The 22,963-nt window shown below is 39.6% G+C and carries 27 protein-coding genes, 1 tRNA gene and 4 pseudogenes; 29 read left to right on the top strand and 3 right to left on the bottom strand.

Annotated elements, in window-relative coordinates:
* Window positions 1-8: 8 nt before the first annotated feature.
* The gene (locus ASG46_RS20165; protein ID WP_008345974.1) at window positions 9-452 is read right to left on the bottom strand and encodes a YslB family protein; all 444 of its coding nucleotides are present in this window, start codon (window positions 450-452) and stop codon (window positions 9-11) included.
* 283 nt (window positions 453-735) lie between these two features.
* On the opposite strand from ASG46_RS20165, the gene ASG46_RS20160 reads away from it, so the two are divergent.
* The 5 genes from ASG46_RS20160 to ASG46_RS20140 all read left to right on the top strand — a co-directional run bounded on the left by ASG46_RS20160 (window position 736) and on the right by ASG46_RS20140 (window position 5,278).
* Window positions 736-1,344, top strand: a complete 609-nt coding sequence (locus ASG46_RS20160) for a succinate dehydrogenase cytochrome b558 subunit (RefSeq protein ID WP_007501622.1) — start codon at window positions 736-738, stop codon at window positions 1,342-1,344.
* Between the two features lie 37 nt (window positions 1,345-1,381).
* Window positions 1,382-3,142, top strand: coding sequence for a succinate dehydrogenase flavoprotein subunit (gene sdhA / locus ASG46_RS20155; protein WP_007501620.1), 1,761 nt, complete (start codon window positions 1,382-1,384; stop codon window positions 3,140-3,142).
* 1 nt (window position 3,143) lies between these two features.
* On the top strand, window positions 3,144-3,908 hold the full coding sequence (gene sdhB / locus ASG46_RS20150) for a succinate dehydrogenase iron-sulfur subunit (RefSeq protein ID WP_008345969.1): 765 nt from the start codon (window positions 3,144-3,146) through the stop codon (window positions 3,906-3,908).
* 123 nt (window positions 3,909-4,031) lie between these two features.
* The gene (locus ASG46_RS20145; RefSeq protein ID WP_007501614.1) at window positions 4,032-4,490 is read left to right on the top strand and encodes an acyl-CoA thioesterase; all 459 of its coding nucleotides are present in this window, start codon (window positions 4,032-4,034) and stop codon (window positions 4,488-4,490) included.
* A 71-nt stretch (window positions 4,491-4,561) separates the two neighbouring features.
* Complete coding sequence (locus tag ASG46_RS20140) at window positions 4,562-5,278, top strand: biotin--[acetyl-CoA-carboxylase] ligase (RefSeq protein ID WP_026050129.1); 717 nt, start codon at window positions 4,562-4,564, stop codon at window positions 5,276-5,278.
* A 141-nt stretch (window positions 5,279-5,419) separates the two neighbouring features.
* Here ASG46_RS20140 and ASG46_RS20135 read toward each other — a convergent pair whose 3' ends face one another.
* On the bottom strand, window positions 5,420-6,550 hold the full coding sequence (locus ASG46_RS20135) for a 2-methylaconitate cis-trans isomerase PrpF family protein (protein WP_048002079.1): 1,131 nt from the start codon (window positions 6,548-6,550) through the stop codon (window positions 5,420-5,422).
* 135 nt (window positions 6,551-6,685) lie between these two features.
* Between ASG46_RS20135 and ASG46_RS20130 the strand changes: the two genes are divergently transcribed.
* The 23 genes and pseudogenes from ASG46_RS20130 to ASG46_RS21395 all read left to right on the top strand — a co-directional run.
* Window positions 6,686-7,546 (top strand): LysR family transcriptional regulator, encoded by an 861-nt coding sequence (locus ASG46_RS20130; protein ID WP_007501609.1) that lies wholly within the window; start codon window positions 6,686-6,688, stop codon window positions 7,544-7,546.
* Window positions 7,547-7,701: 155 nt separating this feature from the next.
* Entirely contained in the window at window positions 7,702-9,018 is a 1,317-nt protein-coding gene (locus ASG46_RS20125; RefSeq protein WP_017358236.1) for a CitMHS family transporter, read from the top strand.
* 206 nt (window positions 9,019-9,224) lie between these two features.
* Entirely contained in the window at window positions 9,225-9,449 is a 225-nt protein-coding gene (gene gerE / locus ASG46_RS20120) for a spore germination transcription factor GerE (RefSeq protein WP_003184172.1), read from the top strand.
* A gap of 149 nt (window positions 9,450-9,598) precedes the next feature.
* Complete coding sequence (locus ASG46_RS20115) at window positions 9,599-10,039, top strand: MarR family winged helix-turn-helix transcriptional regulator (protein WP_007501606.1); 441 nt, start codon at window positions 9,599-9,601, stop codon at window positions 10,037-10,039.
* Window positions 10,040-10,046: 7 nt separating this feature from the next.
* Entirely contained in the window at window positions 10,047-10,865 is an 819-nt protein-coding gene (racE, locus tag ASG46_RS20110) for a glutamate racemase (RefSeq protein ID WP_110487332.1), read from the top strand.
* 101 nt (window positions 10,866-10,966) lie between these two features.
* On the top strand, window positions 10,967-12,028 hold the full coding sequence (locus ASG46_RS20105) for a GerMN domain-containing protein (protein ID WP_056705936.1): 1,062 nt from the start codon (window positions 10,967-10,969) through the stop codon (window positions 12,026-12,028).
* A 151-nt stretch (window positions 12,029-12,179) separates the two neighbouring features.
* Window positions 12,180-12,908 (top strand): ribonuclease PH, encoded by a 729-nt coding sequence (gene rph / locus ASG46_RS20100; RefSeq protein WP_007501599.1) that lies wholly within the window; start codon window positions 12,180-12,182, stop codon window positions 12,906-12,908.
* A gap of 10 nt (window positions 12,909-12,918) precedes the next feature.
* Window positions 12,919-13,521 carry an XTP/dITP diphosphatase gene (locus ASG46_RS20095; RefSeq protein ID WP_200939638.1) on the top strand — a complete coding sequence of 201 codons (603 nt, stop codon included), beginning with the start codon at window positions 12,919-12,921 and terminating at the stop codon, window positions 13,519-13,521.
* Window positions 13,522-13,535: 14 nt separating this feature from the next.
* Complete coding sequence (locus ASG46_RS20090) at window positions 13,536-14,060, top strand: YfcE family phosphodiesterase (RefSeq protein ID WP_008345914.1); 525 nt, start codon at window positions 13,536-13,538, stop codon at window positions 14,058-14,060.
* Between the two features lie 120 nt (window positions 14,061-14,180).
* Window positions 14,181-14,254 (top strand) — tRNA-Arg (locus ASG46_RS20085).
* Window positions 14,255-14,531: 277 nt separating this feature from the next.
* Window positions 14,532-14,950: pseudogene (locus ASG46_RS21660) on the top strand (DNA cytosine methyltransferase); the annotation flags it as partial.
* A gap of 365 nt (window positions 14,951-15,315) precedes the next feature.
* Entirely contained in the window at window positions 15,316-15,447 is a 132-nt protein-coding gene (locus ASG46_RS21505; protein WP_268414074.1) for a hypothetical protein, read from the top strand.
* A 29-nt stretch (window positions 15,448-15,476) separates the two neighbouring features.
* Window positions 15,477-15,641, top strand: a complete 165-nt coding sequence (locus tag ASG46_RS21400) for a hypothetical protein (protein ID WP_235562261.1) — start codon at window positions 15,477-15,479, stop codon at window positions 15,639-15,641.
* A gap of 508 nt (window positions 15,642-16,149) precedes the next feature.
* The gene (locus ASG46_RS20075; protein WP_056705930.1) at window positions 16,150-16,872 is read left to right on the top strand and encodes a hypothetical protein; all 723 of its coding nucleotides are present in this window, start codon (window positions 16,150-16,152) and stop codon (window positions 16,870-16,872) included.
* A gap of 94 nt (window positions 16,873-16,966) precedes the next feature.
* A complete protein-coding gene (locus ASG46_RS21500; protein WP_257787580.1) occupies window positions 16,967-17,089 on the top strand; it encodes a hypothetical protein in 123 nt (40 codons plus the stop codon).
* Window positions 17,090-17,103: 14 nt separating this feature from the next.
* Window positions 17,104-17,585: pseudogene (locus ASG46_RS20070) on the top strand (ArpU family phage packaging/lysis transcriptional regulator).
* A pseudogene (locus ASG46_RS20065) lies at window positions 17,582-18,111 on the top strand (tyrosine-type recombinase/integrase). The pseudogenes ASG46_RS20070 and ASG46_RS20065 overlap by 4 nt, the downstream one beginning before the upstream one ends.
* A gap of 145 nt (window positions 18,112-18,256) precedes the next feature.
* Window positions 18,257-18,676, top strand: coding sequence for a nucleotide excision repair endonuclease (locus ASG46_RS20060; RefSeq protein ID WP_056705927.1), 420 nt, complete (start codon window positions 18,257-18,259; stop codon window positions 18,674-18,676).
* A gap of 183 nt (window positions 18,677-18,859) precedes the next feature.
* On the top strand, window positions 18,860-19,060 hold the full coding sequence (locus ASG46_RS20055) for a hypothetical protein (protein ID WP_056705924.1): 201 nt from the start codon (window positions 18,860-18,862) through the stop codon (window positions 19,058-19,060).
* A gap of 199 nt (window positions 19,061-19,259) precedes the next feature.
* On the top strand, window positions 19,260-20,489 hold the full coding sequence (locus ASG46_RS20050) for a PIN domain-containing protein (RefSeq protein ID WP_056705918.1): 1,230 nt from the start codon (window positions 19,260-19,262) through the stop codon (window positions 20,487-20,489).
* Between the two features lie 159 nt (window positions 20,490-20,648).
* Window positions 20,649-21,242: a hypothetical protein gene (locus ASG46_RS20045; protein ID WP_056705915.1), complete on the top strand. Its 594-nt coding sequence runs from the start codon at window positions 20,649-20,651 to the stop codon at window positions 21,240-21,242.
* A 40-nt stretch (window positions 21,243-21,282) separates the two neighbouring features.
* Window positions 21,283-21,639, top strand: coding sequence for a hypothetical protein (locus ASG46_RS20040; RefSeq protein WP_056705912.1), 357 nt, complete (start codon window positions 21,283-21,285; stop codon window positions 21,637-21,639).
* Window positions 21,629-21,928: pseudogene (locus ASG46_RS21395) on the top strand (HNH endonuclease); the annotation flags it as partial. The gene ASG46_RS20040 and the pseudogene ASG46_RS21395, both read left to right, overlap by 11 nt.
* A gap of 83 nt (window positions 21,929-22,011) precedes the next feature.
* Here the strand turns inward: ASG46_RS21395 and ASG46_RS21020 are convergent.
* Window positions 22,012-22,368 carry a hypothetical protein gene (locus tag ASG46_RS21020; RefSeq protein ID WP_056705909.1) on the bottom strand — a complete coding sequence of 119 codons (357 nt, stop codon included), beginning with the start codon at window positions 22,366-22,368 and terminating at the stop codon, window positions 22,012-22,014.
* 268 nt (window positions 22,369-22,636) lie between these two features.
* On the opposite strand from ASG46_RS21020, the gene ASG46_RS20030 reads away from it, so the two are divergent.
* Entirely contained in the window at window positions 22,637-22,816 is a 180-nt protein-coding gene (locus ASG46_RS20030; protein WP_017358156.1) for a hypothetical protein, read from the top strand.
* The last annotated feature ends 147 nt before the right edge of the window (window positions 22,817-22,963 follow it).

The following is a 22,963-nucleotide window of genomic DNA, read 5'->3' as shown; positions in this document are numbered from 1 at the left end:
AAACAGTGTTAGCTAGGGTCTCTTAAATCCCATTTAACGGTTAAAATGACTTTATCAGCACGCTTTTTTACTTGTTCATAGGATTCAGCCACGTGCTCATTGAGAAGCTGAATCTGTTCAGCGATAAAACCTGCTTCCATTTGAAAGCATGGCTCCTTTTGATAGCTGAGTCGATTCGATACAAGTGGACCTTCGAGCTCAAACTCAATTTCCTGTTTTTTAGAATGGACCATCGTGAGAGTTCCCCATCCGGCATCATGGAAAAATTCGGGGATCTTTTCCCATGACTCTTGAGGAAATTTACGAGCAAGCAGTTTACCCGCAAAATACATCATAGATGAATGATCCTGACCAAGAATGTCAGGCAGCAGAACTTCGCGTATCAGCTCGTAGGCAAATCCATTGACTTCAATTTCTTTTAGCTGTTCTAAGTTAGATTCGAATTTATTCATTGTATGGCTCCCCTCTTTCAACAATTTATTATAGCTTATGTGGGCATATGATGACAGAGTTTTCCCTGAAGTCTAAGAAATTCTTATTGTAGTAAAACGAATTTTGATTTAAAACTTTTAAATTTCGGAAAATTTTAATTTATGTACGCGGTTTCTTGACGCTTTTTTGACATAGGAGTAAAATGAAATTGTCAATAAATTTGAATAAAGTGCTTACAATTGAAAGAAGCGGGGGTAAGACAATTTTCAAGCAATTGCACTTTTTTTACTAGGGGGTAAAGTAATGTCGGGGAACAAAGAATTTTTTTATCGGAGATTGCATTCTTTGCTTGGCGTCATTCCGGTCGGTCTATTTTTAGTACAGCACTTAGTGATTAACCACTTTGCGACGAATGGACCAGAGGCGTTTAACAAAGCTGCACACTTTATGGAACAGCTTCCATTCAGATATGCACTTGAGCTGTTCGTGATTTTCTTACCACTGATCTATCATGCTGTTTATGGGGTGTACATAGCCTTTACGGCACAAAACAACACGTCTCGCTTCAGTTACTTAAGAAACTGGTTGTTCAGACTGCAACGGATTACAGGTATCATCACATTGATTTTTGTCACTTGGCACGTATGGGAAACACGCATTCAAGCGCAGCTTGGAGCTGAAGTAAACTATGACATGATGGCGAATATTTTAAGCTCTCCATTTATGCTAGGTTTCTATATTGTCGGCGTTTTATCTACTATTTTCCACTTTGCTAATGGCTTGTGGTCATTTGCTGTCAGCTGGGGAATTACAGTTTCACCACGCTCACAAAGAATCTCCACATATGTGACATTAGGTATATTTATAGCGCTTTCATATGTAGGGCTAAGAGCAATTTTCGCTTTTGTTTAAGAGGAAATAGATTAGTAGAAGAGGGAGAGGGGCTACAATGAGTAATTCTAGCATCATCGTTGTCGGAGGCGGCTTAGCTGGTCTCATGGCAACTATCAAAGCAGCAGAAGCGGGAACAGCTGTTAAATTATTTTCAATCGTACCTGTGAAACGTTCGCATTCTGTTTGTGCACAGGGCGGAATTAACGGAGCGGTCAATACAAAAGGTGAAGGAGATTCACCTTATGAGCATTTTGATGACACTGTATATGGCGGAGACTTTTTAGCTAACCAGCCGCCAGTAAAGGCAATGTGTGAAGCAGCGCCGTCCATTATCCACTTACTTGATCGTATGGGTGTAATGTTTAACAGAACACCAGAAGGATTACTGGACTTCCGCCGTTTCGGGGGAACACAGCACCACCGTACAGCATTTGCTGGTGCGACAACAGGTCAGCAGTTATTATACGCACTAGATGAGCAGGTTCGCCGCTATGAAGTAGCGGGGCTTGTGACGAAATATGAAGGCTGGGAATTCCTTGGCGCTGTCTTAGATGACGAGGAAGTATGCCGAGGCATTGTCGCGCAGAACTTGACGACAATGGAAATCGAATCCTTCCGTTCAGATGCTGTCATCATGGCAACTGGCGGTCCTGGCATCGTATTCGGTAAATCAACGAACTCCATGATTAATACCGGATCAGCTGCATCGATCGTTTATCAGCAAGGTGCTCATTATGCTAATGGAGAATTCATTCAAATTCACCCAACAGCGATCCCAGGAGATGACAAGCTGCGTCTCATGAGTGAATCAGCTCGTGGTGAAGGTGGACGTGTTTGGACATATAAAGACGGAAAACCTTGGTACTTCCTTGAAGAAAAGTACCCAGCATACGGGAACCTTGTACCGCGTGACATTGCAACGCGTGAAATTTTCGATGTATGTGTGGAGCAAAAGCTTGGCATCAACGGAGAGAACATGGTGTACCTAGATCTTTCTCACAAAGATCCAAAAGAGCTTGATATTAAGCTTGGTGGAATCATTGAAATCTATGAAAAATTCATGGGTGATGACCCGCGTAAGCTTCCGATGAAAATTTTCCCGGCTGTTCATTATTCAATGGGCGGATTATGGGTTGATTATGATCAAATGACGAATATCAAAGGCTTGTTTGCTGCCGGAGAATGTGATTACTCTATGCACGGCGGAAACAGACTTGGTGCAAACTCATTGCTTTCTGCGATTTACGGTGGAATGGTTGCTGGACCAAATGCTGTGAAATACATTAGTGGTCTTGAAAAGTCTGCAGAAGATTTATCATCTGCAACATTCGACAGTGCCGTGAAGAAAGAGCAGGAGAAATGGGACAACATCCTTAGCATGGATGGCACAGAAAATGCATATGTGCTTCATAAAGAGCTTGGAGAATGGATGACGGACAACGTTACAGTGGTTCGTTACAACGAGAAGCTCTTAAAAACAGATGAGAAGATTGAAGAACTGATGGAGCGCTATAAGCATATTAACATCAACGATACAGCTTCATGGAGCAACCAAGGCGCTGCCTTCACGCGTCAGCTTGACAACATGCTTCAGCTGGCACGTGTGATTACGATTGGGGCTTACAACCGGAATGAAAGCCGAGGCGCACACTATAAACCGGAATTCCCAGAAAGAAACGATGAAGAATTCCTAAAAACAACGATGGCTACGTTCAAAGGGAAAAACCAAAAACCTGCATTCCACTATGAGGACGTCGATGTATCGTTAATTGCACCTCGTAAACGAGATTACTCGAAGAAAAAGGTGGAGAAATAAGATGAGTGAAAAAAACACGATTCAATTTATTATCACACGTCAAGATACAGCAGATGGCAAGCCTTATGATGAGGAATTCGAAATCCCTTACCGTCCGAATATGAACGTCATTTCTGCACTCATGGAAATCAGACGTAATCCGGTCAATAAAAAAGGTGAAAAAACAACGGCGATCAACTGGGACATGAACTGTCTTGAAGAAGTATGTGGCGCTTGTTCCATGGTCATTAATGGAACGCCTCGCCAATCATGTACTGCACTGATTGACAAGTTAGAGCAGCCGATCCGTCTTCAGCCGATGAAAACGTTCCCGGTTGTGAGAGACTTGCAGGTTGATCGAAGCCGTATGTTCAATTCATTGAAAAAAGTCAAAGCATGGGTGCCGATCGATGGCACATATGATCTTGGACCTGGACCAAGAATGCCTGAGAAAAAGCGTCAATGGGCGTATGAGCTTTCAAAATGTATGACATGTGGTGTCTGCCTTGAAGCTTGTCCAAACGTGAATGATAAGTCTTCCTTTATGGGCCCTGCACCGCTTTCACAAGTTCGTCTATTTAACGCACATCCGACAGGTGCAATGAATAAGTCTGACCGTTTAGAAGAAATTATGGGTGATGGCGGTCTCGCAAACTGCGGGAACTCTCAAAACTGTGTGCAGGCTTGTCCGAAAGGAATCCCGCTCACAACATCAATTGCAGCACTTAACCGAGATACAACATTACAAGCTTTCCGTAACTTCTTCGGAAGCGATCACGCAGAATAACATCACATTCAGTCCTCCTTGCCAATCATGATGAGTGTTTACAAGAGGCTGGATGCAAAAACATAACAAACGCCTCTTCCAATACGGGAGAGGCGTTTTGTTTGCGAATAAGGAGTGGATCAAATGAGGCTGCCGTCATATATTGAAGAACCGTTTGAAGAGTGGAGGGCATCGTTTCGATTTTATGTGGAAACAACCGTCCGTTTTTCAGAAACGGATATGTTTGGTCACATGAACAATGTCACCCCGTTTGTGTATTTTGAAGAGGCGCGGATTGCCTTCTTTCAAAAAACGGGAATTGTAGATAAACGAATGAAGCGAGCGAGAGAGACGATTACGGTCGTGGCAAACCTTCAATGTGATTACATCAAGCAAGTGGAAATCGGTGAGAGGCTGCGTGTGTATGTAAAGCCAGAAAAGGTTGGATCAAGCTCTCTCATCCTTCATTATTTAGGAGAAAATGAACAGCAAGAACCGTGTTTTACAGGCTCAGTCACGATGGTGCAAATAAGTAAAGACACCGGTGCCCCTGTACCGTTTACAGAAGAGGAAAAAGAGACTTTTCAGGCCCAGCGACATTAAAGAATCACGGTCACATGTTTCATTTTGTTATAATAAAAAGATCATATGAAGATGAAACAAAAGGAGAGCACATGAAGATTTTTCAATACGACACCATTGATAGTACAAATAATGAAGCGAAAAGGCTCATTCAGCAAGGAGAAATCCCTTCATTTGCTGTATATGCCCGGCAGCAGACAGCAGGGAGAGGCAGGCTTGGCAGACCGTGGGAAACGCCTACAGGAAATGTGGCTGTCACGATGACAGTAAAACCGCCAGTAGATATCTCCACCCAATCAACGATTGCCCCGCTGACGGCACTCGCGATTTATGATGTACTCAAACCACTCATGAGAGCAGAGGATCAGCTGGCGATCAAATGGCCAAATGATCTATTGATTAATGAAGCGAAAGTATCTGGCACATTAATTGAAGCAGACCGTAGCGCCATTTACATCGGTGTGGGCATCAATGTAGAGACAAAGCCCGAGCACGTTCCGTATAAAACCGTTTGCCTATCAGAACTGACTGAGGTGAAAGCGGACCAGCTAGTGAAAGATTTGGTAGCGGCCTTTGAAAAATACCATGCACGCTGGCAAATGGAAGGATTTGAAGCCCTCACTGCCCTTTATAACAAACGATTATATCGGCTGAATCAACCGCTTCGTATTTCACTAGATCGTGAAAAGCAAACATGGCAGGAAGGGATTTGCTGTGGTGTGAATCGTTATGGTCATATTCAGTTAAAAGATGATCAAGGACATATAAAAGCCCATTCAGCAGGAGATATTGATGCACCGCCCAATTAGACAATTTCTCGTTCGATGAGTGTGTATAAAACCGTTGCATTCGATGTTAGAACGGATTGCTTTAAGATCTTCACACTGAAAAAAAGACAAAGAGCTAAAATCAGTTCATTTTAGCTCTTTGTCGACATGATGACGTCTCATTTATGCTTCTTTTTTTATTTGAGGTTGAACCATGTAGTCTTTTTTTGTAAAGACCACTCCATCTAGGATTTCTCTTGCGGTTCGAATGACTTTCACTCTATTTTGTGAGATATCAATTTCAGTTTGCATAATACCAGCAGGATGACCAATTCGAAGTGTATCATCTTGACCTTGAAACAGCTGTGCCGGAAGCGTTTGATCCATGAAACAGCTGGCTGACACACAGACAGATCCGGTGATGGCAAGTGCTTGGTGCGGTCTTTGCATCGATAGCATCCGAACGATGATGTCCATATCTGCTGCTCTTCTCAATATTCCATTTGTATCTACATAATCAGCAGGCTCGCTGATGATCGCAAGCTTTGGAACAGCAGGAGACTGTAATGTGGCCAGTTCTTTTGGTGCGAAGTGACACATTTCAGCAGCGATGGAACGAATCTCTTCTAAATCATCCAGCAATTCGTCTGTAAACTCCTCAGGCAATTCAGTTCCTTTTAATTGAATATCTTTGGCACGGACAAAGGCGATTGGATTTGCAATGTCTACGATTGAGATCGGAATCTCTCCAAACTTTGTCTGGATCGTATCCATTTTGTTTCCAGTCGGAAAGGTTTTACCTGTGACAGCGCCTTCAGGTTTCTCAAAGGATAAATAAATGGGAGAACCTGTTCCTTTCACTCCTGGAATTTCTGCCTGTCCTTCAAATTTCACTTCTCCATTCTCGACTTCTACCTCTGCCACAATGATTTTATTCGTGTTGGTATTCAAAATACGTACCGTTGTGACAGGCTCAACTGCTTGGACAAGTCCTTTAATGATGGCATACGGTCCAACTGCTGATGAGATATTCCCACAGTTTCCTTTAAAGTCGACAAACCTTTCATTGATGCTGACTTGTGCAAACGTATAGTTTACATCCACATCTGGACGAGTGGCTTTATCGATAATGGCCACCTTACTTGTTAAAGAATTACCGCCCCCGATTCCATCAACTTGCAGCCGGTCAGGGCTGCCCATAATGTCTAATAGAAATGCTTCGAGCTCATCGTGTTCGTAAGGTGCATCATTTGCTTGAATGAAGACCCCTTTGCTTGTACCGCCTCGCATGATTGTGATTGGAACTTTTCTCATTGCTCTCACCCTCAATTGTTTAGTTACTATTTATCTAATCAAAATGGTAAAGTATAATAAGAAATAAGTTAAATACATTATTTTAAGAGAAACTGATAAAATATTTTTATAACAAGGTCAAAAGGAGGGCACACAATGGATGAGAAAGATTGGCGGTTTTTAAAGGTGCTATATGAAGAGAAGAACATCACAAAAGCGGCAGAAAAATTATTTGTATCGCAGCCTGCCTTAAGTTATCGATTGAAACAGCTTGAAGAGGAATTTGACATGAAGCTTTTCTTTAAAAGAAAGCGAGGCATTGAATTTACATCAGAGGGCGAATACTTGGCTAAATACGCAAATGACATGCTCAAGCAGCTCCAGCAAACGAAAGATGGCATGCTCAATATGCAAAAAAAGGTCAAAGGAACGATCAGGTTAGGGGTGTCGAGTAACTTTGCTCAATATAAACTGCCGGAAATTTTAAGAGAGTTTTCTAAGCAGTATCCACATGTTCAATTTATGGTGAACACAGGATGGAGCACAAAAGTCATGGATTTATTAGGGACATCAAGTGTACATTTAGGGATTTTAAGAGGAGATTACGACTGGAATGGAGAGCGATTTTTGCTTGATAAAGAACGCCTTTGTATCATTTCAAAATCAGAAATACAGCTAAAGGACCTTCCGAAACTGCCGCTCATTGACTATCACACGGATAGTTCATTAAAACGATTGATTAACAGATGGTGGCAGGAGACGTTCACGATGCCTCCGCTTGTGACAATGGAGACAGACAGGCAAGATACATCAAAAGAGATGGTGAAGCATGGTTTAGGTTATGCCATTGTCCCGGAAATTTGCCTCAGACCAAGTGATGAGCTATTTGTAAAAGGTCTTTCGTATAAAGATGGACAGCCTGTTTTAAGAGATACATGGCTCATGTACCAGCCGGATTCCCTTCATTTGTCTGTTGTGAAAGCATTCATTGAGTTTTTAAGAAGTCAGCAAGGCTAATTATAAAAAAAATTTATTGAATAGACGAAAAAATCGATATTTTCATTATAAAAAAAGCTATTATATCCTTGAAATAGAAAGCGCTAACATTTCGGGCCGCAAGTGCAAAAGGGGCGCTTGTGGATCGTGTACAGAAGAGGATGGAGGGATATGAAGTGCTAGCTATTTTAGGGATCTTGATGGTCGTGACTTTTACATTTCTTATTATGACAAAACGTATGCATCCGGTGGTGGCTCTAACCGTTGTGCCAATCATCTTTGCATTAATCGGTGGATTTTACAGCGGATTAGGGGACATGATGCTTGATGGACTCAAGACCGTTGCACCATCGGCTGCTTTATTGTTATTTGCCATCTTATTCTTCGGTGTCATGCTGGATGCTGGATTGTTTGACCCGTTGATCAAACTGATTTTACGCCTTGTGAAAGGCGATCCGGTCAAAATTGCTTTTGGGGTAGCGATTTTGTCTATGCTTGTTGCATTAGATGGTGATGGAACGACAACGTACATGATTACCGTATCAGCTATGCTGCCACTTTTCTTAAGAATTGGGATGAACCCACTGATTTTAGGGACGATTTCATTATTATCACTAGGCATTATGAGTGGAATGACGCCTTGGGGCGGTCCAGCTACTCGTGCGATTGCTGCACTTGGTTTAGATGCAGCGGAATTCTTCATTCCATTACTCCCGACGATGATAGGGGGCGGTCTTTTTATCCTTTTTACAGCGTATGTTCTTGGAAAAAAAGAACGGAAGCGCATTGGGGTTGCCGAGATTCAGTATAAAGAAGAGGTCTCGATCTCTCCTGAATTGGCGGCATCAATTGAAGATGGCGTTGCAGATATGAAGAGACCAAACTTGATTTGGGTTAACTTCTTCCTGACGATTGCTGTCATGGTAACACTTGTATTGGATATCGTACCGATTCCTGTACTCTTTCTCATTGGCTTTGTCATTGCGCTTATGATCAACTATCCAAAAGTTGAAGATCAGCGTGAGCGGATTTTATCGCATGCAGGAAATGCCTTAACGGTCATTACCCTTGTGTTTGCAGCAGGAATTTTCACAGGCATTTTTTCGGGAACAAAAATGGTGGAGTCCATTGCTAACTTGGTCATTTACATGATTCCAGATTCATACAGCTCATTTTTTCCACTCATTGTCGCTTTGACGAGTATGCCATTTACATTTGTTCTTTCAAATGATGCGTATTATTTCGGGGTGCTGCCAATCTTAGCTGAAGCCGGCGCAGCTTACGGAATTGATCCAGTAGAAATTGCGCGCGCCTCTATTATCGGACAGCCTGTCCATTTGCTGAGTCCGCTTGTCGCTTCAACATTACTGCTTGTGAGTATGCTGAATAAAGATATTGGTGATTTGCAAAAGTACGCACTGCTATGGACCGTACTCACAGCCCTGTTTACAACACTTATTGCTCTTTTAACAGGAGCCATTTCGATATTTTAAAAGCTTGTTTGATCAAGGACGATGTCTCTATAGGGGACTCGTCCTTTTTTGTGCGGCTTGAAGGGGAGGAAATTGGACGCTCATCTGCGGGAATTCTCGATTTTAACGTCACCTACCTCAAGTACCCGGCATATGATATCTCGACTATACAGAATCCCATTCTATAGAGACTAGAGCTCTCACCTTAGCAAGGAGGGTTACAATACTTGAAGGAGAAAGAGTTTCAATCCAAGCCGCTATTAACCAAAAGAGAAAGAGAAGTATTCGAATTGCTCGTCCAAGATAAAACAACAAAAGAAATTGCAAGCGAGCTTTTTATTAGCGAAAAGACTGTTCGAAATCATATTTCGAATGCCATGCAAAAGCTAGGAGTCAAAGGTCGTTCACAGGCCGTAGTCGAGCTTCTGCGTATGGGTGAGCTAGAGCTCTAACGTCAGCCGGTTTTCCTTCCGCACCAGGGAGGAGCCGGTTATTTCTATATCGTTTCCATGAGTCTCTTCTTGCAATTTCATTGAAAAACGAGGAAAATAGGAATGTACGTTTTAATCAAAGTGAGATGCTATAGTGAGGTATCAATGAAATGGAAACGAATGAGTCAGGCCATGTTGCAGAAATTGAAAAATCATTGCGCCATATTGCTGCAATCATTAAGCAAAAAGGTAGAGAAATTCTGAATCAATATACGATTACACCTCCTCAATTTGTAGGGCTTCAGTGGCTTTATGAATTCGGAGATATGACAATAGGTGAGCTATCACAAAAGATGTATTTGGCTTGCAGCACGACAACCGATTTAATTGACCGAATGGAAAAAAGTGAACTTGTTGAACGGGTGAAAGATCCGTCTGACCGCCGCGTGGTTCGCATTCATTTATTACCTGAAGGTGAGCGGATCATTCAAGAAGTGATTGTCAAACGCCAAGAATACGTCAGTGAACTTCTAGGGGCTTTCTCAGAAGAAGAAGCCATCGTTTTCAACCAGTCTTTAACGAAACTACAGCAGCAAATGAAAAGAAAATGAGGCGATTTTGTTGGATCAACCCATCGGCGTGATTGATTCCGGCGTAGGCGGTTTAACCGTTGCGAAGGAAATCATGAGACAACTGCCAAAAGAAAAAATTATTTATGTAGGCGACACAAAACGATGTCCATACGGCCCTCGAGCAGAAGAAGAGGTTCTTCAATATACATGGGAAATGGCGCACTACCTATTAAGACATCACCATATTAAAATGCTAGTCATTGCATGTAACACTGCGACGGCGATAGCACTTGATGAAATTAAAGCAACACTTGATATCCCGGTCATTGGTGTGATCCAGCCCGGAGCCCGCACAGCGATCAAGGTCACAAACAATCAGCATATTGGCGTGATCGGCACTGCCAATACGATCAAAAGTGAAGCTTATAAAGAAGCACTGCTCTCTTTAAAAGCAGGACTAACTGTTCAAAGTCTGGCATGTCCATTGCTTGTGCCATTTGTGGAAAGTGGTACGTTTTTAGATCATGCAGCAGATGAAGTCGTAAAAGCTTCTCTTGAACCGATGAAAGAAACAGGCATTGATACGCTCATTCTTGGCTGCACGCACTACCCGATTTTAAAAGAACCGATTCAGCGTTTTATGGGCAGTGGCGTCAATATCATTTCATCAGGAGATGAGACAGCGAGAGAAGCGAGCACAATTCTTTCATATAAAGGGCTGTTAAATGATTCGAAGGAAGAGCCTGTTCATACTTTTTATACAACAGGGCAGCAGCAAAACTTTCAAAACATCGCTCAAGACTGGTTCGGCTACCTGCCAGGAAAGGTCGAAACGGTTTCGCTTGAACACGTATATCAGCAATAATCTACTTCTCATGGAAGTGGGTTATTTTTTTATGAAAAGGGTCTAATCCTCTGAGGGAGCTCGTATACATACTAGTACAAACCACTAGAGGAGGGTGAAGTATGCTGAAAAAAGGAACTACAGCAGCTGTTACGTGTATTGCGTCAGCCATGCTTTTATCAGGATGCGGATTGTTTCAAACAGACCAAGCGAAAACAGAGATTGATCCACCACAAAATGTCACGTTTGTGAAAGAAAATAAAGAAGAGAAACAAACAGCGAAAGAAGGAAAAGAAGAGAAGCAAGCAGATACCGTCATGAGAGAATTATATTTAATTGATAAAAATGGATATGTTGTGTCTCAATCCATTCCGCTGCCGAAGAACGAAGGAAGTGCGAAACAAACACTTGAATACCTCGTAGACGGGGGACCGATTTCTAACCTGATGCCAAATGGGTTCAGAGCCGTGCTGCCGGCGGACACGAGCGTATCTGTCGATATTAAAGATGGCACTGCGGTTGTTGATTTCTCAAATGAATTCAAAAACTATAAAAAAGAAGACGAACAGCGCATTTTACAATCAGTCACTTGGACATTAACGCAGTTTGATTCGGTAGCGAAAGTCAAATTAAAGATGAATGGCCATGAATTAAAAGAGATGCCTGTGAATGGGACACCGATTTCAGATGATTTAAGCAGAGAGGACGGCATTAATATTCAGCACGAGGCTGCGGCTGATATGACATCAACAAAGCCTGTGACCGTCTACTATTTAGCTGAATCTGATGAACAGACCTACTATGTCCCGGTGACCAAAAGAGCACCAAAAGACGAGGATGATCCAATTATAGCAGCCATTGATGAGCTCGTCTCTGGGCCAAGCAAAACAAGCCAATTGCTGACAGACTTTGATCAAGATGTGAAGCTCAATGATGTCCCGAAAGTAAAAGACGGTCATGTGACACTAGATTTCAATGAATCCATTTTTGGCAGTGCAGATGAAAAGAAAAAGGTCATTTCACAAAAAGTTCTTGATAGCATTGTGCTGACATTAACAGAGTTGCCAGATGTGAAAAGCGTGTCTGTGAAGGTAAACGGAAAGGCAGAGCTTGTGAACGAAAAAGGAGCAGAGCTCACAAAGCCAGTTTCAAGACCAGAACAAGTGAATACAGGTAGTTTTTAACGTCACACATTGATATAATGGATAAAAAGAGGCATGCACATTCGCTGCCTCTTTTTTATTCCAAGCGATTAGAACGGATCGAGGTTGTCAAAGTTAATAGGAGAACCCCGCTGACACCCGCGCGGAATGTATATTGTAACGGAGGTAAAACATGAGATTAGATGAAAGACAATACGACGAATTAAGAAAAATTGAAATACAGGCAGGCTACATTACGCACCCAGAAGGCTCTGTCTTAATCTCAGCGGGAAATACGAAGGTGATTTGTAACGCATCTATCGAGGACCGCGTACCTCCTTTTTTAAGAGGAGAAGGAAAAGGCTGGATTACAGCAGAATATAGCATGCTTCCAAGAGCAACAGCTCAAAGAACGATAAGAGAATCATCTAAAGGAAAAGTCACAGGACGTACAATGGAGATCCAGCGTTTAATTGGACGAGCTCTGCGCGCAGTCGTTGACTTAGAAAAGCTTGGTGAACGCACCATTTGGATTGATTGTGATGTTATTCAAGCAGACGGCGGAACACGCACAGCTTCTATTACAGGTGCATTTGTTGCCATGACACTAGCGATTCAAAAGCTTCAATCAGAAGGCGTTTTGAAAGAAAATCCGATCACTGATTATTTAGCTGCGATATCCGTCGGAATTGATTCTAAACAGGGACTTCTGTTAGATTTAAATTATGAAGAAGATTCTTCAGCTGAAGTGGATATGAATGTCATCATGACAGGCGCTGGACGCTTTGTTGAACTTCAAGGTACTGGCGAAGAAGCGACATTCTCAAGAGAACAACTAAACGGACTGCTTGATTTAGCCGAAAAAGGCATCAAAGAATTAATTGAAAAGCAAAAAGCAGTGACAGGAGAAGTTATCGAATAAAGAGAAGGGTTTGATCAGGATGAAAACTGCCATCATCGCAACGCACAATGCGGGCAAAGCGAAAGAATTCAAAGCCATTCTTGAGCCAAAAGGATTCACGGTCAAAACACTAGCGGACATCGGATTTACGGAAGAGATCGAAGAAACAGGACATACCTTTGAAGAAAATGCGATCATCAAAGCCGAGGCCATTCAAGCCAAAGTAGGTGAAATGGTGATTGCAGACGACTCGGGTCTGTCGATTGATTACCTTGGCGGAAAACCTGGCGTCTATTCAGCGAGGTATGCGGGTGAGCATAAAAACGATGCCGAGAACGTGGAAAAGGTGCTGAATGAGCTGCAAGGCATTGAAAAAGAAGACCGCACTGCTAGATTTAGATGTGCCCTGGCTGTCAGTATACCGGGCAAAGAGACTCAAACGGTAGAAGGATCAGTAGAAGGCTTCATCGCCGAAGAACCGATCGGCGAAAACGGCTTCGGATACGACCCAATTTTCATCGTCAAAGACAAAGACCAGACGATGGCCGAGTTATCACCAGAGGAGAAAAACAAGATCAGCCATCGAGCGGTCGCGCTTCAAAAGCTTTCATCACTGCTAGACGCAAATGAATAAGGGGGAATGAAGCCATGAAGATACTCATCATTAGTGACAGTCATGGACTCACAGACGAACTTCAAACCATTGCCAAACGGCATGCGGCTGAAGTGGACATGATGATTCACTGCGGAGATTCAGAACTCGAAACGAACCACCCAGCACTCGAAGGATACAAAGTCGTCAAAGGAAATTGTGACTTTATGGGCGATTTTGAAGAAGAGCTCCTGCTCCCACTCGACGGAGGCGGAAAACTATTTCTCACTCACGGACATCTGCATGGCATCAAACAATCCTTGCTCCAAGTCTACTACCGTGCAGAAGAGCTAGGCGCAGACATTATCTGCTTTGGCCACTCGCACATCCCTGGCAGTGAACTGCTAAGAGGAAAACTGCTCATTAACCCAGGCAGTGTGCACCTGCCAAGAGTGCGCAAAGAGCGCAGCTATGCTATACTGACACTAGATGGAAGCGAAGCAAACGTACAGTTTTTCACGGACGAAGGTCACGTCATACAAGACCTCGAAAACACTGTCACATTGGAAGGTATTTCATAAGGGGGCAGCATTTGCCCCTTATGAAAAAACTTTCGAAAAACCGTTGACTTTAAAGAACAATAGTAATATAATAAATCTTGTCGCTGAGGTAATACGCCAAAGCACACTACATAACAACATGTCCCAGTAGCTCAGCAGGATAGAGCAACGGCCTTCTAAGCCGTCGGTCGGGAGTTCGAATCTCTCCTGGGACGTACTTATTTAAAACCATTAAAAAGCCAGAAACATTGATAAAACAATGTTTCTGGCTTTTTTGTTTTCTGCTAGTTCTCGTTTTAAATTTTTTGCGCAAATTTTTCATATAATTAAACGAGCATAGATGCAAACGTCGAACATAGTATGAGTGTGTTGTATCTATGTGGCTGTGGCCTAAACGCTCAGAAACATAATAAATTGAGACTCTTTTAAATAATAGTACACTAGCGTGGGTATTTATTAAACGGTGCGCATTAATTTCTTTAATATGCAGTAGAAAAGGTTGTAAAAGGTCTTTCACTTGATCGACCATTACACACGATCACAGCTGGCGGCAATAGATTCGGACTAGTGACCGTTGCCTTTTTGACTAAGTATTACGGTCAAGGCTTAGGCCAGCAATTAGACGAGCCATTGTATACCATTACAACAAAAGGCCGTTTCCCATTAACAACAGTTTGCACAAATGGCCAGAGGATCGCAGACATCGGATTGCGTATGTTGCAACCAAACGGACTATTTGCAGGGCAGGGGTTCCCGCCTGGATATACATTTAACATCGGTAACAAATCGGATCAAATACGCAGGGGGGGAATAGTGTTCCGCCGCAATTCGCAGAGCAGCTGGTCAGGGCGAATTTACCTGAGTTATGTGTACTTGAACACATGAACAAATATCATAATAAAGCAAACTAACAGCCTAGCGGCTTAGGAGGAAAAAAATATTAAAGATGTTATCAATTAGAAAATGAAATCGTTGAAAATTTGATCGCAGAACAATTGAAGCAAGGAGTTTCAAAAGCGCTTGAAGACCTGTTTGCTTCATATGGTGGAGAAGCAAGAAAAGTCATTGAAAACAAATAGAAAGCGTCATTGTCCCGTACCTTAAAACTTACGTTTACTCAGAATACATCACCAAGCTGGATCATGTGCTAGTCGAAATGATATAAGAAGCATCATGTGATAACCGCAAACTGCTTGAGAACTTCAAGAATTTAATGATCGAGTAAAAAGAAAAGACTATCGTACTGTCTGACCTCTTTAATGAATGGAAGAAGTATGTGGCAAAGCAAGTAGAAACTGACGGGCTTGAAGTTGAATTTGATGACGGACCAGAGTATGAACGTTTGAGTTTAGAGTTGAAGTGGAACGGAATGAGGACAGATCATAGAGCATCTTTGAACACGCCATAATTTTATTTGAATGTGAGCATGACGAAAACATGAATTTTGAGATACCAATTTCTCTTTATAAAAGAGATAAGGAATGGGCTATTAACTATCGAACAAGCCACGAATTGAAGTCGCTGAGACATATAAATGACTTTGAAATCTTGCTAATGAGATTAAGTCAAAATGGAGTGAAGCTCGATCTCGATATTGAATGAGAAATTGATCAAGTGACGCCGGATGAAGAGCCGGAAGCGACTTTTGGATAGGAGAAAACATATGAAACTTAATAAAAAGCAACAAAATCAAATCATTAAAGAATGAACGCCTTTAAATAACTCATTCACAAGCGAAAGAAGGATTTTTATTCAAAAAATCTATCTGATATTAAAACGAGTCTTAAAATGAGTTTTTAAGACTCGTTAATAAAACATTAAGATTTTAATCTAATCCTTTTTCTTCACAACTTGGACAAGATGAACTATTTGATGAGCCATTAACAAAATAATTCCCACACTTAGTACATACCTCATAATTATTGGAAGTTGCACATGGTTCACAAATATAATCATGATCAATTGTTATAAAAGATGTTTCACTAGTACAGTAAATACATTTCATCATTTAACCTCCTTCCTTAAAGTATTTTTTGGTACAATTATCTTTAATTTGACATATTTGTAATTAATCCTTCTATATTAAAAAAATAAAAAGGGAGAGACTTAAATGGATATCAATGAAATCTTAAAAGGATTGAAAGAATATTATAAGATTCCAAGTATTGTAGTAACATTGATAATTGTTTTTAGTGCCATAAGGCCAATTTCATTTATTTCAGCGGGTATTGTTGAAAAAAAGTTTTTTTCTAAAGAAAAATTATTTTTCTTTAATGCTGTTAAGCACATTTTTCATACATTGTTATGGACAATTATTTTATACACTGGAGCAACATTTATTTTAATAAAAATAAATGAAGATGCTAAGGTGAGTATATTAATTTTAGGGCAATTTATATGGTTGCTTATTCAGTCTACTTTTACAAATAAAGAAAGCAAAATTTCCAGAATAATAACATCAAATAAATGGTTGAAATGCATTGTTGTTATTCTCTTTTTTGCATGTTTTCTATGTTTTTATTTTGCATTTTATAATATGGTTTTAGCGATTGATAATGGCGGGACATTTAAAGAAGTTTTAGTTATAGGTTTAATATTATTTATTATTACATTGCCAGTGCCATCAATAATGAAACCTATTTTCAAATGTATAAAATGGTATACAGATAGAGTACTTTACTGGGAAGATAAAGAGAAAAACAAATGGTATTTAATTCACCTTATAGATAAGAATTCATTCTTGGTAGGAGATCATAAAGATTATATTCTATGTAAGAAAACCAAGCTTCTCAAAAAAGAAGATTTATATGGAAAGACATTTCATATTGAGTAGATTAAGTCCAAGACGGAGAGCCTGCGGACACTGATCAACACCTTTTAAGGGTGCTGGTTGGTGTCCGTTTTTTATTTGTCGGAAAGGAGCAGCCATGAAGAAGGATAAGCCAAAGAAACAGCCGCAGAAGCTCACTGACAGAGATTTAAGAGAGTTGATGGGGCAAAACATGCAAAGACTGAGAAGAGCCAAAGGCGGGGCCATGCGTCGAAAATAAAGGGAGTGATTGGGATGACTAATAAAAATGATAAGAACCCAAAAGAACAAACAGATCAAATGAATTTAGATATCCCTCAAATTGACGAGGAAAAAACAAGATTCAAGATGGAAAGAATGCTAGAAAAGTATAAAATGTTAAGGCTCCAAACGCCTGAGGATTTTCTTCCAAAGATCACAACAACTTACACCATTACGCCGCCGAGTTTTTCAAATCAGTTCCACTCATCCACAGAAGAAGCAGCGCTTAAAAAATGTATTGGGAGATTGAGCGTGAAAAATATATGAAGCGAATCGAAAGGTGTATTAATCGTCTAACGCAAAAAGAGCGACGCATCTTGGTCATGCTTTATATGCAAGACGAAGAAATGTTTGATTACGAGATTTACACGGAAATGGGTCTGAGCCAGCGGAACTATTACCGATTTAAAAATAAGGCCTTTTACCGTTTAGCCTTCGCACTTAGAGAAGAAGTCTACAAGGGGGGCAAGCCATGAATTTTGTTCAGCCGATAAGAGATTTTGACAAAGTGGAGCAAATGAAGGCCTATCTAAAAAGGAAAAATAGAAGGAATTATATATTGTTCATATTGGGGATCAGTACCGGATTAAGGATATCTGATATCCTTAAGATCAAAAAAGAAGATTTGTTGAAAACACATCTGGTCCTCAGGGAGACAAAAACGAAGAAGCAAAAGAGAATTCGCATACCGCCATCGGTTAGAAATGAATTGATAGCATATGCCAAGGACCTAAAAGACGGTTCATATGTGATTAAAAGCAGGCAAGGGGAAAACAAAGCTATAGATAGATCTGTTGCATATCGCATTCTTAGGGAAGCGGCTGAGAAAGTGAAAATTACTGAAATAGGCACGCACACATTAAGGAAGACCTTCGGCTACAGACAAAGGATGTGGCCATGCTACAAGAAATATTCACTCATTCTAGTCCAGATATCACATTGAGGTACATCGGAATTAATCAAGACAATATGGATTACGCAATGATGAAGTTTAAGATATAATTGTTAAAATATTACTGCACCAAAAAATATCCTAGAGTGCAGTCGTTAAAGAGGTTTAGAAATACCTTTATGTATCAAGCATTACAGCGATTTCGCGAGTACAACACGCTATATGTTATGGTGTAGTAGAAGGAGAGAAATATTAATGTCTATCAAGATCGAAATTCCTCAAATGATATTCAGTTTTAAAAATGATGAATTACACAACATCCCAAATCGGAGCGGGATATATATCATCTTTGGATGTAACGATGACGTTTTGTATGTTGGTAAGGCAAAAGATATGAGAGGCAGAGTGAAGGGCCATTTTGCAGGGAAAACATCGCTAAAAGATGTGGCTCATAACTTTTACGAAGTGAGTGGTTTCTTCTGCGATGACGAAACAGAAAGAGACATCTATGAAACTTACATAATTAATATATTGAAACCCAAATTAAATGTCGAAAAGGCATATACTTATAAAACTTCAAGATTTGATGATGTATTTCTAAGTGAAGAAGCTAAGCAGCGTAGTTTGGAGAAGCAAAAGAGAATTGATGAGTCAATGGATCAATTTGGACTTTAATTTGAAAATGACACACTTTTGGCACGATCTTGGCAAAGCATTTTGTCTGAGAGCGGTTATGATGGTATTAGGTGATAAATTGTGAGCGGCTTCCCTTTTGGGGGCGCTTTTTCGTTCGACAAAGTTTGCAAAATCATTTCAAATGCTTCTGTCCTGTCGATATAAAGGTGGGAGGTGAGCGAATTGCCTAATTTTAAAGTGGTTTTTAAGTTCGATAACGATAATACAAGAACAACTTTGATTTCAGCTGATAGTAAAGAAGAACTTTCAGGCAAAATTAAAAATACTAGCGGTTGGTTTGAGTATACTGATGTGAATAGAAAAACAGATTATCTAATTCAATTAGATAATGTGACCAGTGTTAGCATCCTTAAAGTTAAGTGAGCGTCTAAAGGACGCTTTTCTATTGGAACGATCTTGGCAAAGCGTTTTGTCTAATAGCGGTTATGATGGTATTAGGTGATATATTAAGAGCGGCTTCCATAGAGGAGGTCGTTTTTTCGTTCGACAAAATACACAACCTATTCAAATTATCCAATTTAGTTCGATAAATAATATGAGCATATAATTGGGGGAAAATAAATTGAAAGAAAAATTCCGCGAGTTTTACTTTGATAAAAGTGATGAGAAAATTTGGAGAGAGTCTATCATTGTTTTAGACACAAATGTTTTACTCAATTTGTACAGATATACCAAGGAAACATCAGAACAAATTCTTAAACTACTTAATAAATATAAAGATAATTTATGGATGCCACATCAAGTGGGTTTAGAATATCATTACAATAGAAAATCAGTTATTTTAGAACAGAGGGGATCAAATGATAAAGTATGTGATGCTTTTGAAAAAATCCCGAAAAAAGTTAAAGAATTTCTTGATAGTGATTTATCAAGGTATAAAAAAAGACACATAAATGATGTGGAGTTCTTAGTGAAAGAAATTAAAACTGTGATTGAAGGAAAGGTTAAAGATCTTAAAAACATAAGTGAAAAAGACGATCTATTGAAAGAAGATTTAATTAGATCTGAAATTAACGAACTATATAAAAATAGAGTGGGTGACCCTTATACCGAGGATGAACTTAAAGTAATAATGGTAGATGCAGACGATAGATTCTCTAAGAATATACCTCCTGGATATATGGACTTAAAAGATAAAAAAGGTATTAGGTTTTACAATGGAGTACAGATACAAAATAAGTATGGTGACTATATTCTTTGGAGACAAGTATTAGATTATGCAAAAAAAAATAAATCCAGTGTAATTTTTCTAACTGATGAAAAAAAAGAAGACTGGTGGTATGAAGCAAAAGGAAGAACTATTGGTCCTAGAATAGAGCTTCTCAATGAATTTTCTTTTCATTCAAAGAAGAGCTTCTATATGTTTAGTTCCCTTGGTTTCATAGAGGTAAAAGGTGGTTTGGATCAATCTGCTGTTTCAGAAGTTAAAAAAGTAAGCGAAGCATATAATGCTATGTCTATTTCTGATAATCGGGCATTTTCTTCAATGCAAGAAAGGAATACTCCTTTTCAACTTACAGCAAGGGAGTTTCATGAAAAAAAGAAGAAGAAATTAATGAAAGAATTTTGTGAATTTATAGTCATAGAGCTCGATGTATTTTTTGAACAAGGAGATCTTTACTTGAGTAATTTAGCGGATTTAGCAACAAAAAAATTTGGCCAATTTACCTCAAAATCTATAATGGATATATTACTTAACGATATTGGAATAAGTATGAGAATAGATAAATCAGGTAATGCAATGTTGGATATAGACGAATTTAGCTCATATGTATTTAATGAAATTTCTTGAAGTGAATTTGCAATCAAATGACTGTTTGTCACTAGAATGACAAATTGAAGTTATAAGAATTTCTAAAAATAAAAAGAATCTTTTAGAGGTACTTTCGATAATTTTTCGGATAGGCCCGTTTAATCGCTTTCTTCCAATATAAATGGTAGGAGATAAGATATGAGGCTTGATAAAAAAGACATCATACTAATCTTTATAATACTTTCTCTATTTATTGGAGATTTACTGATTTATTCAGGAATTATAAATTTGTTTTTTAAGGATAAAGAAACTATGTGGGCCGGAATAATTGCTTTTACAGGAGCGATATTAGGCGGGGCAATTACGTATTACGGAGTTAGGATTCAGATCCAGCACAGAGAAAAAGAAGTTTTTATGAGCAATGTAACTGAAACTTTGACTAAAATTGATGAATTATTATATTTGCTAAGACCCAGTTTTAATGGCTTGTATCTGTTAGAGCTTACTTTCAATAATTCTGACATTAATGAAGAAGAAGTGAAAGCTGGCTTTCATACATTCGTTGGAGAATTTAATAAAATCCTAGCAGAAAACAAAAATATTGTGTATAGATATATTGATTACGATTTGGTAGAACTAATTGAATCTCACCAACAATTTATATTTATCAATAGACAAAAATATGATTATGAAAATCTGTATAGTAAGGTTGAAAAATGCAGATATATATTCAAGGCGTTGGAAGATGGAAAGAAAAGTGTAAAAGCTAAATATAGATATTATAGAAATTAGCATCCTTCGGGGTGCTTTTTATTTTGGGGAGGGACACAACGTGGACAACTCACTCAGGGAACTAATCATTAACACAGCAATTGGACACGCAATAAGGACAGACCAATTGTATAACGGACTTAAAGCCCTTAATAAAAGGGGATGCATATGGGCAGATGGGAAGATCATCAGGGGGTTAGGCATGCTCGGTTCTTACGGTGTGAGGGACAGGCAAGCTATAGACAGCCTCCTGCATGTCAGCCAGATTCTACCCTATGAAGCAGCACGATCCTATCTAGCATCATATCAGAGGGAGTACAGGGAGTTTTATGCTGTACAGAAAGTGGGGCATCTTCATGCCTTTGTTTTGTTTGCAATGATAGATAAGAGAAAAGCTGGTGAATCAGATGCCACCTAAACCATTGAGAGAGTGTAAGCTGCGAGGGTGCAGGGAGTTAACAAGGGATGGTTATTGTCCTGCTCATGCTGATGGTAAGCAGCAGGAAGCGAAGTATTACAACAAACATGTTCGAGATAAACAATCAACAAGTTTCTATAAATCACGAGAATGGGAACAGACAAGACAACTTGTTCTAATGCGAGACAATTACCTTTGTCAAAGCTGTTTAAAACTAGAGCGTTTCATACCTACTGACATGGTTCATCACATATTGGAATTAGACTTAAACAACCTTGAAAGCATGTGTATATCACGTCTGCTTCTGAATATCACGATGGGTAACAATAGTAAACTGAAAAGCCCTTCCATAATAATGAAGGGACTTTTTTGTTATTTAACACGATCGATGTTAGTATCTACTTCCGAGATCCATTTTTTTGTTGTGGTTGTTTTGTATTTGCCGTTAACATATATTTTTGTGGTTGCTTGGTATTCAGCTTTAGTATACTTCTTAATCCATCTATACTTTTGTACTGCTTTTAATTTTATTTCACCTTTTGCCGAGACATAACCAGATACCATCCCAGCAAACGCAGCAGCTGCAGCAGGTCCAAGCTGTAAAGTTGCAGTTAAGTATCTTGTAATATGAAACATCCCATAGGTGGCAGCTGATGCAACTACATAAGAAGGTATAGTGTAATTAGATGAGAATTGTCCGTCCCAATTTTGCTCGAGCTTCCAATTCATTATTTAATAAGTTCTCACTAGTAACATATAGGGAAGGTTCATAGTTTATTTGATTTTTAGAAATCACTTCATTCTGCTGCGCCAATAAAGGAGTGCTGTTGACAGAAAGCATTAACACCAAAGACAAACTAACAAGAAACAAAGATCTCAAGATTTTCACCAACCTTCTTTCTGTAAGAAAATGTAATATAATTTATTATAAGCAAAAAGGTGTTTTAATTCCAATTTTTATGTAATAAAATGTATATGATTTAAACAAAGGGGTGAGATGGCGGTGAAGCATTTTTTAACGGCAATCGTAGTAGCTATCATTGTGGGGATCATTGTTTATGTTGCAGATAATCGTTTAGGTATGTTTCCGTTGATGCTAATTTTAGCGGTTGCGATCTATATCGTAAGCAGGATTAGTGAATCATTGATAAAAAAATACTCCAAAGAAAATAGTTAATTACACAGCCCCTCCCACTGGAAGGGCGTTTTTTTATGAACCTTCATTTTTTCTTCTCTTTATCTCATCCTAATACACCATTAATTAAGACAAGCTTCTTAACAGCCTTACGAATCTCCTGCTCAGTCATCGCAGAGATTAATGTTA

It is taken from the genome of Bacillus sp. Leaf49, from assembly GCF_001426125.1.
GTDB classification, from domain to species: Bacteria; Bacillota; Bacilli; order Bacillales; family Bacillaceae; genus Bacillus; species Bacillus altitudinis.
The sequence above is the reverse complement of the archived record's forward strand: the minus strand, read 5'-3'. Positions and strand labels throughout refer to the sequence as shown.

Coding starts and splice junctions, on each gene's coding strand:
- ASG46_RS20075 (WP_056705930.1), top strand. CDS start 16,150: ATGGATATCAATGAAATCTTAAAAGGATTGAAAGAATATTATAAGATT.
- ASG46_RS20130 (WP_007501609.1), top strand. CDS start 6,686: ATGGATGAGAAAGATTGGCGGTTTTTAAAGGTGCTATATGAAGAGAAG.
- ASG46_RS20160 (WP_007501622.1), top strand. CDS start 736: ATGTCGGGGAACAAAGAATTTTTTTATCGGAGATTGCATTCTTTGCTT.
- ASG46_RS20165 (WP_008345974.1), bottom strand. CDS start 452: ATGAATAAATTCGAATCTAACTTAGAACAGCTAAAAGAAATTGAAGTC.
- ASG46_RS20090 (WP_008345914.1), top strand. CDS start 13,536: ATGAAGATACTCATCATTAGTGACAGTCATGGACTCACAGACGAACTT.
- ASG46_RS20030 (WP_017358156.1), top strand. CDS start 22,637: ATGGCGGTGAAGCATTTTTTAACGGCAATCGTAGTAGCTATCATTGTG.
- sdhB (WP_008345969.1), top strand. CDS start 3,144: ATGAGTGAAAAAAACACGATTCAATTTATTATCACACGTCAAGATACA.
- ASG46_RS20105 (WP_056705936.1), top strand. CDS start 10,967: ATGCTGAAAAAAGGAACTACAGCAGCTGTTACGTGTATTGCGTCAGCC.
- ASG46_RS20060 (WP_056705927.1), top strand. CDS start 18,257: ATGTCTATCAAGATCGAAATTCCTCAAATGATATTCAGTTTTAAAAAT.
- ASG46_RS20145 (WP_007501614.1), top strand. CDS start 4,032: ATGAGGCTGCCGTCATATATTGAAGAACCGTTTGAAGAGTGGAGGGCA.
- ASG46_RS21500 (WP_257787580.1), top strand. CDS start 16,967: ATGAAGAAGGATAAGCCAAAGAAACAGCCGCAGAAGCTCACTGACAGA.
- rph (WP_007501599.1), top strand. CDS start 12,180: ATGAGATTAGATGAAAGACAATACGACGAATTAAGAAAAATTGAAATA.
- ASG46_RS20140 (WP_026050129.1), top strand. CDS start 4,562: ATGAAGATTTTTCAATACGACACCATTGATAGTACAAATAATGAAGCG.
- ASG46_RS20135 (WP_048002079.1), bottom strand. CDS start 6,550: ATGAGAAAAGTTCCAATCACAATCATGCGAGGCGGTACAAGCAAAGGG.
- ASG46_RS20115 (WP_007501606.1), top strand. CDS start 9,599: ATGGAAACGAATGAGTCAGGCCATGTTGCAGAAATTGAAAAATCATTG.
- ASG46_RS21020 (WP_056705909.1), bottom strand. CDS start 22,368: ATGAATTGGAAGCTCGAGCAAAATTGGGACGGACAATTCTCATCTAAT.
- sdhA (WP_007501620.1), top strand. CDS start 1,382: ATGAGTAATTCTAGCATCATCGTTGTCGGAGGCGGCTTAGCTGGTCTC.
- ASG46_RS20045 (WP_056705915.1), top strand. CDS start 20,649: ATGAGGCTTGATAAAAAAGACATCATACTAATCTTTATAATACTTTCT.
- ASG46_RS21400 (WP_235562261.1), top strand. CDS start 15,477: ATGAATTTTGAGATACCAATTTCTCTTTATAAAAGAGATAAGGAATGG.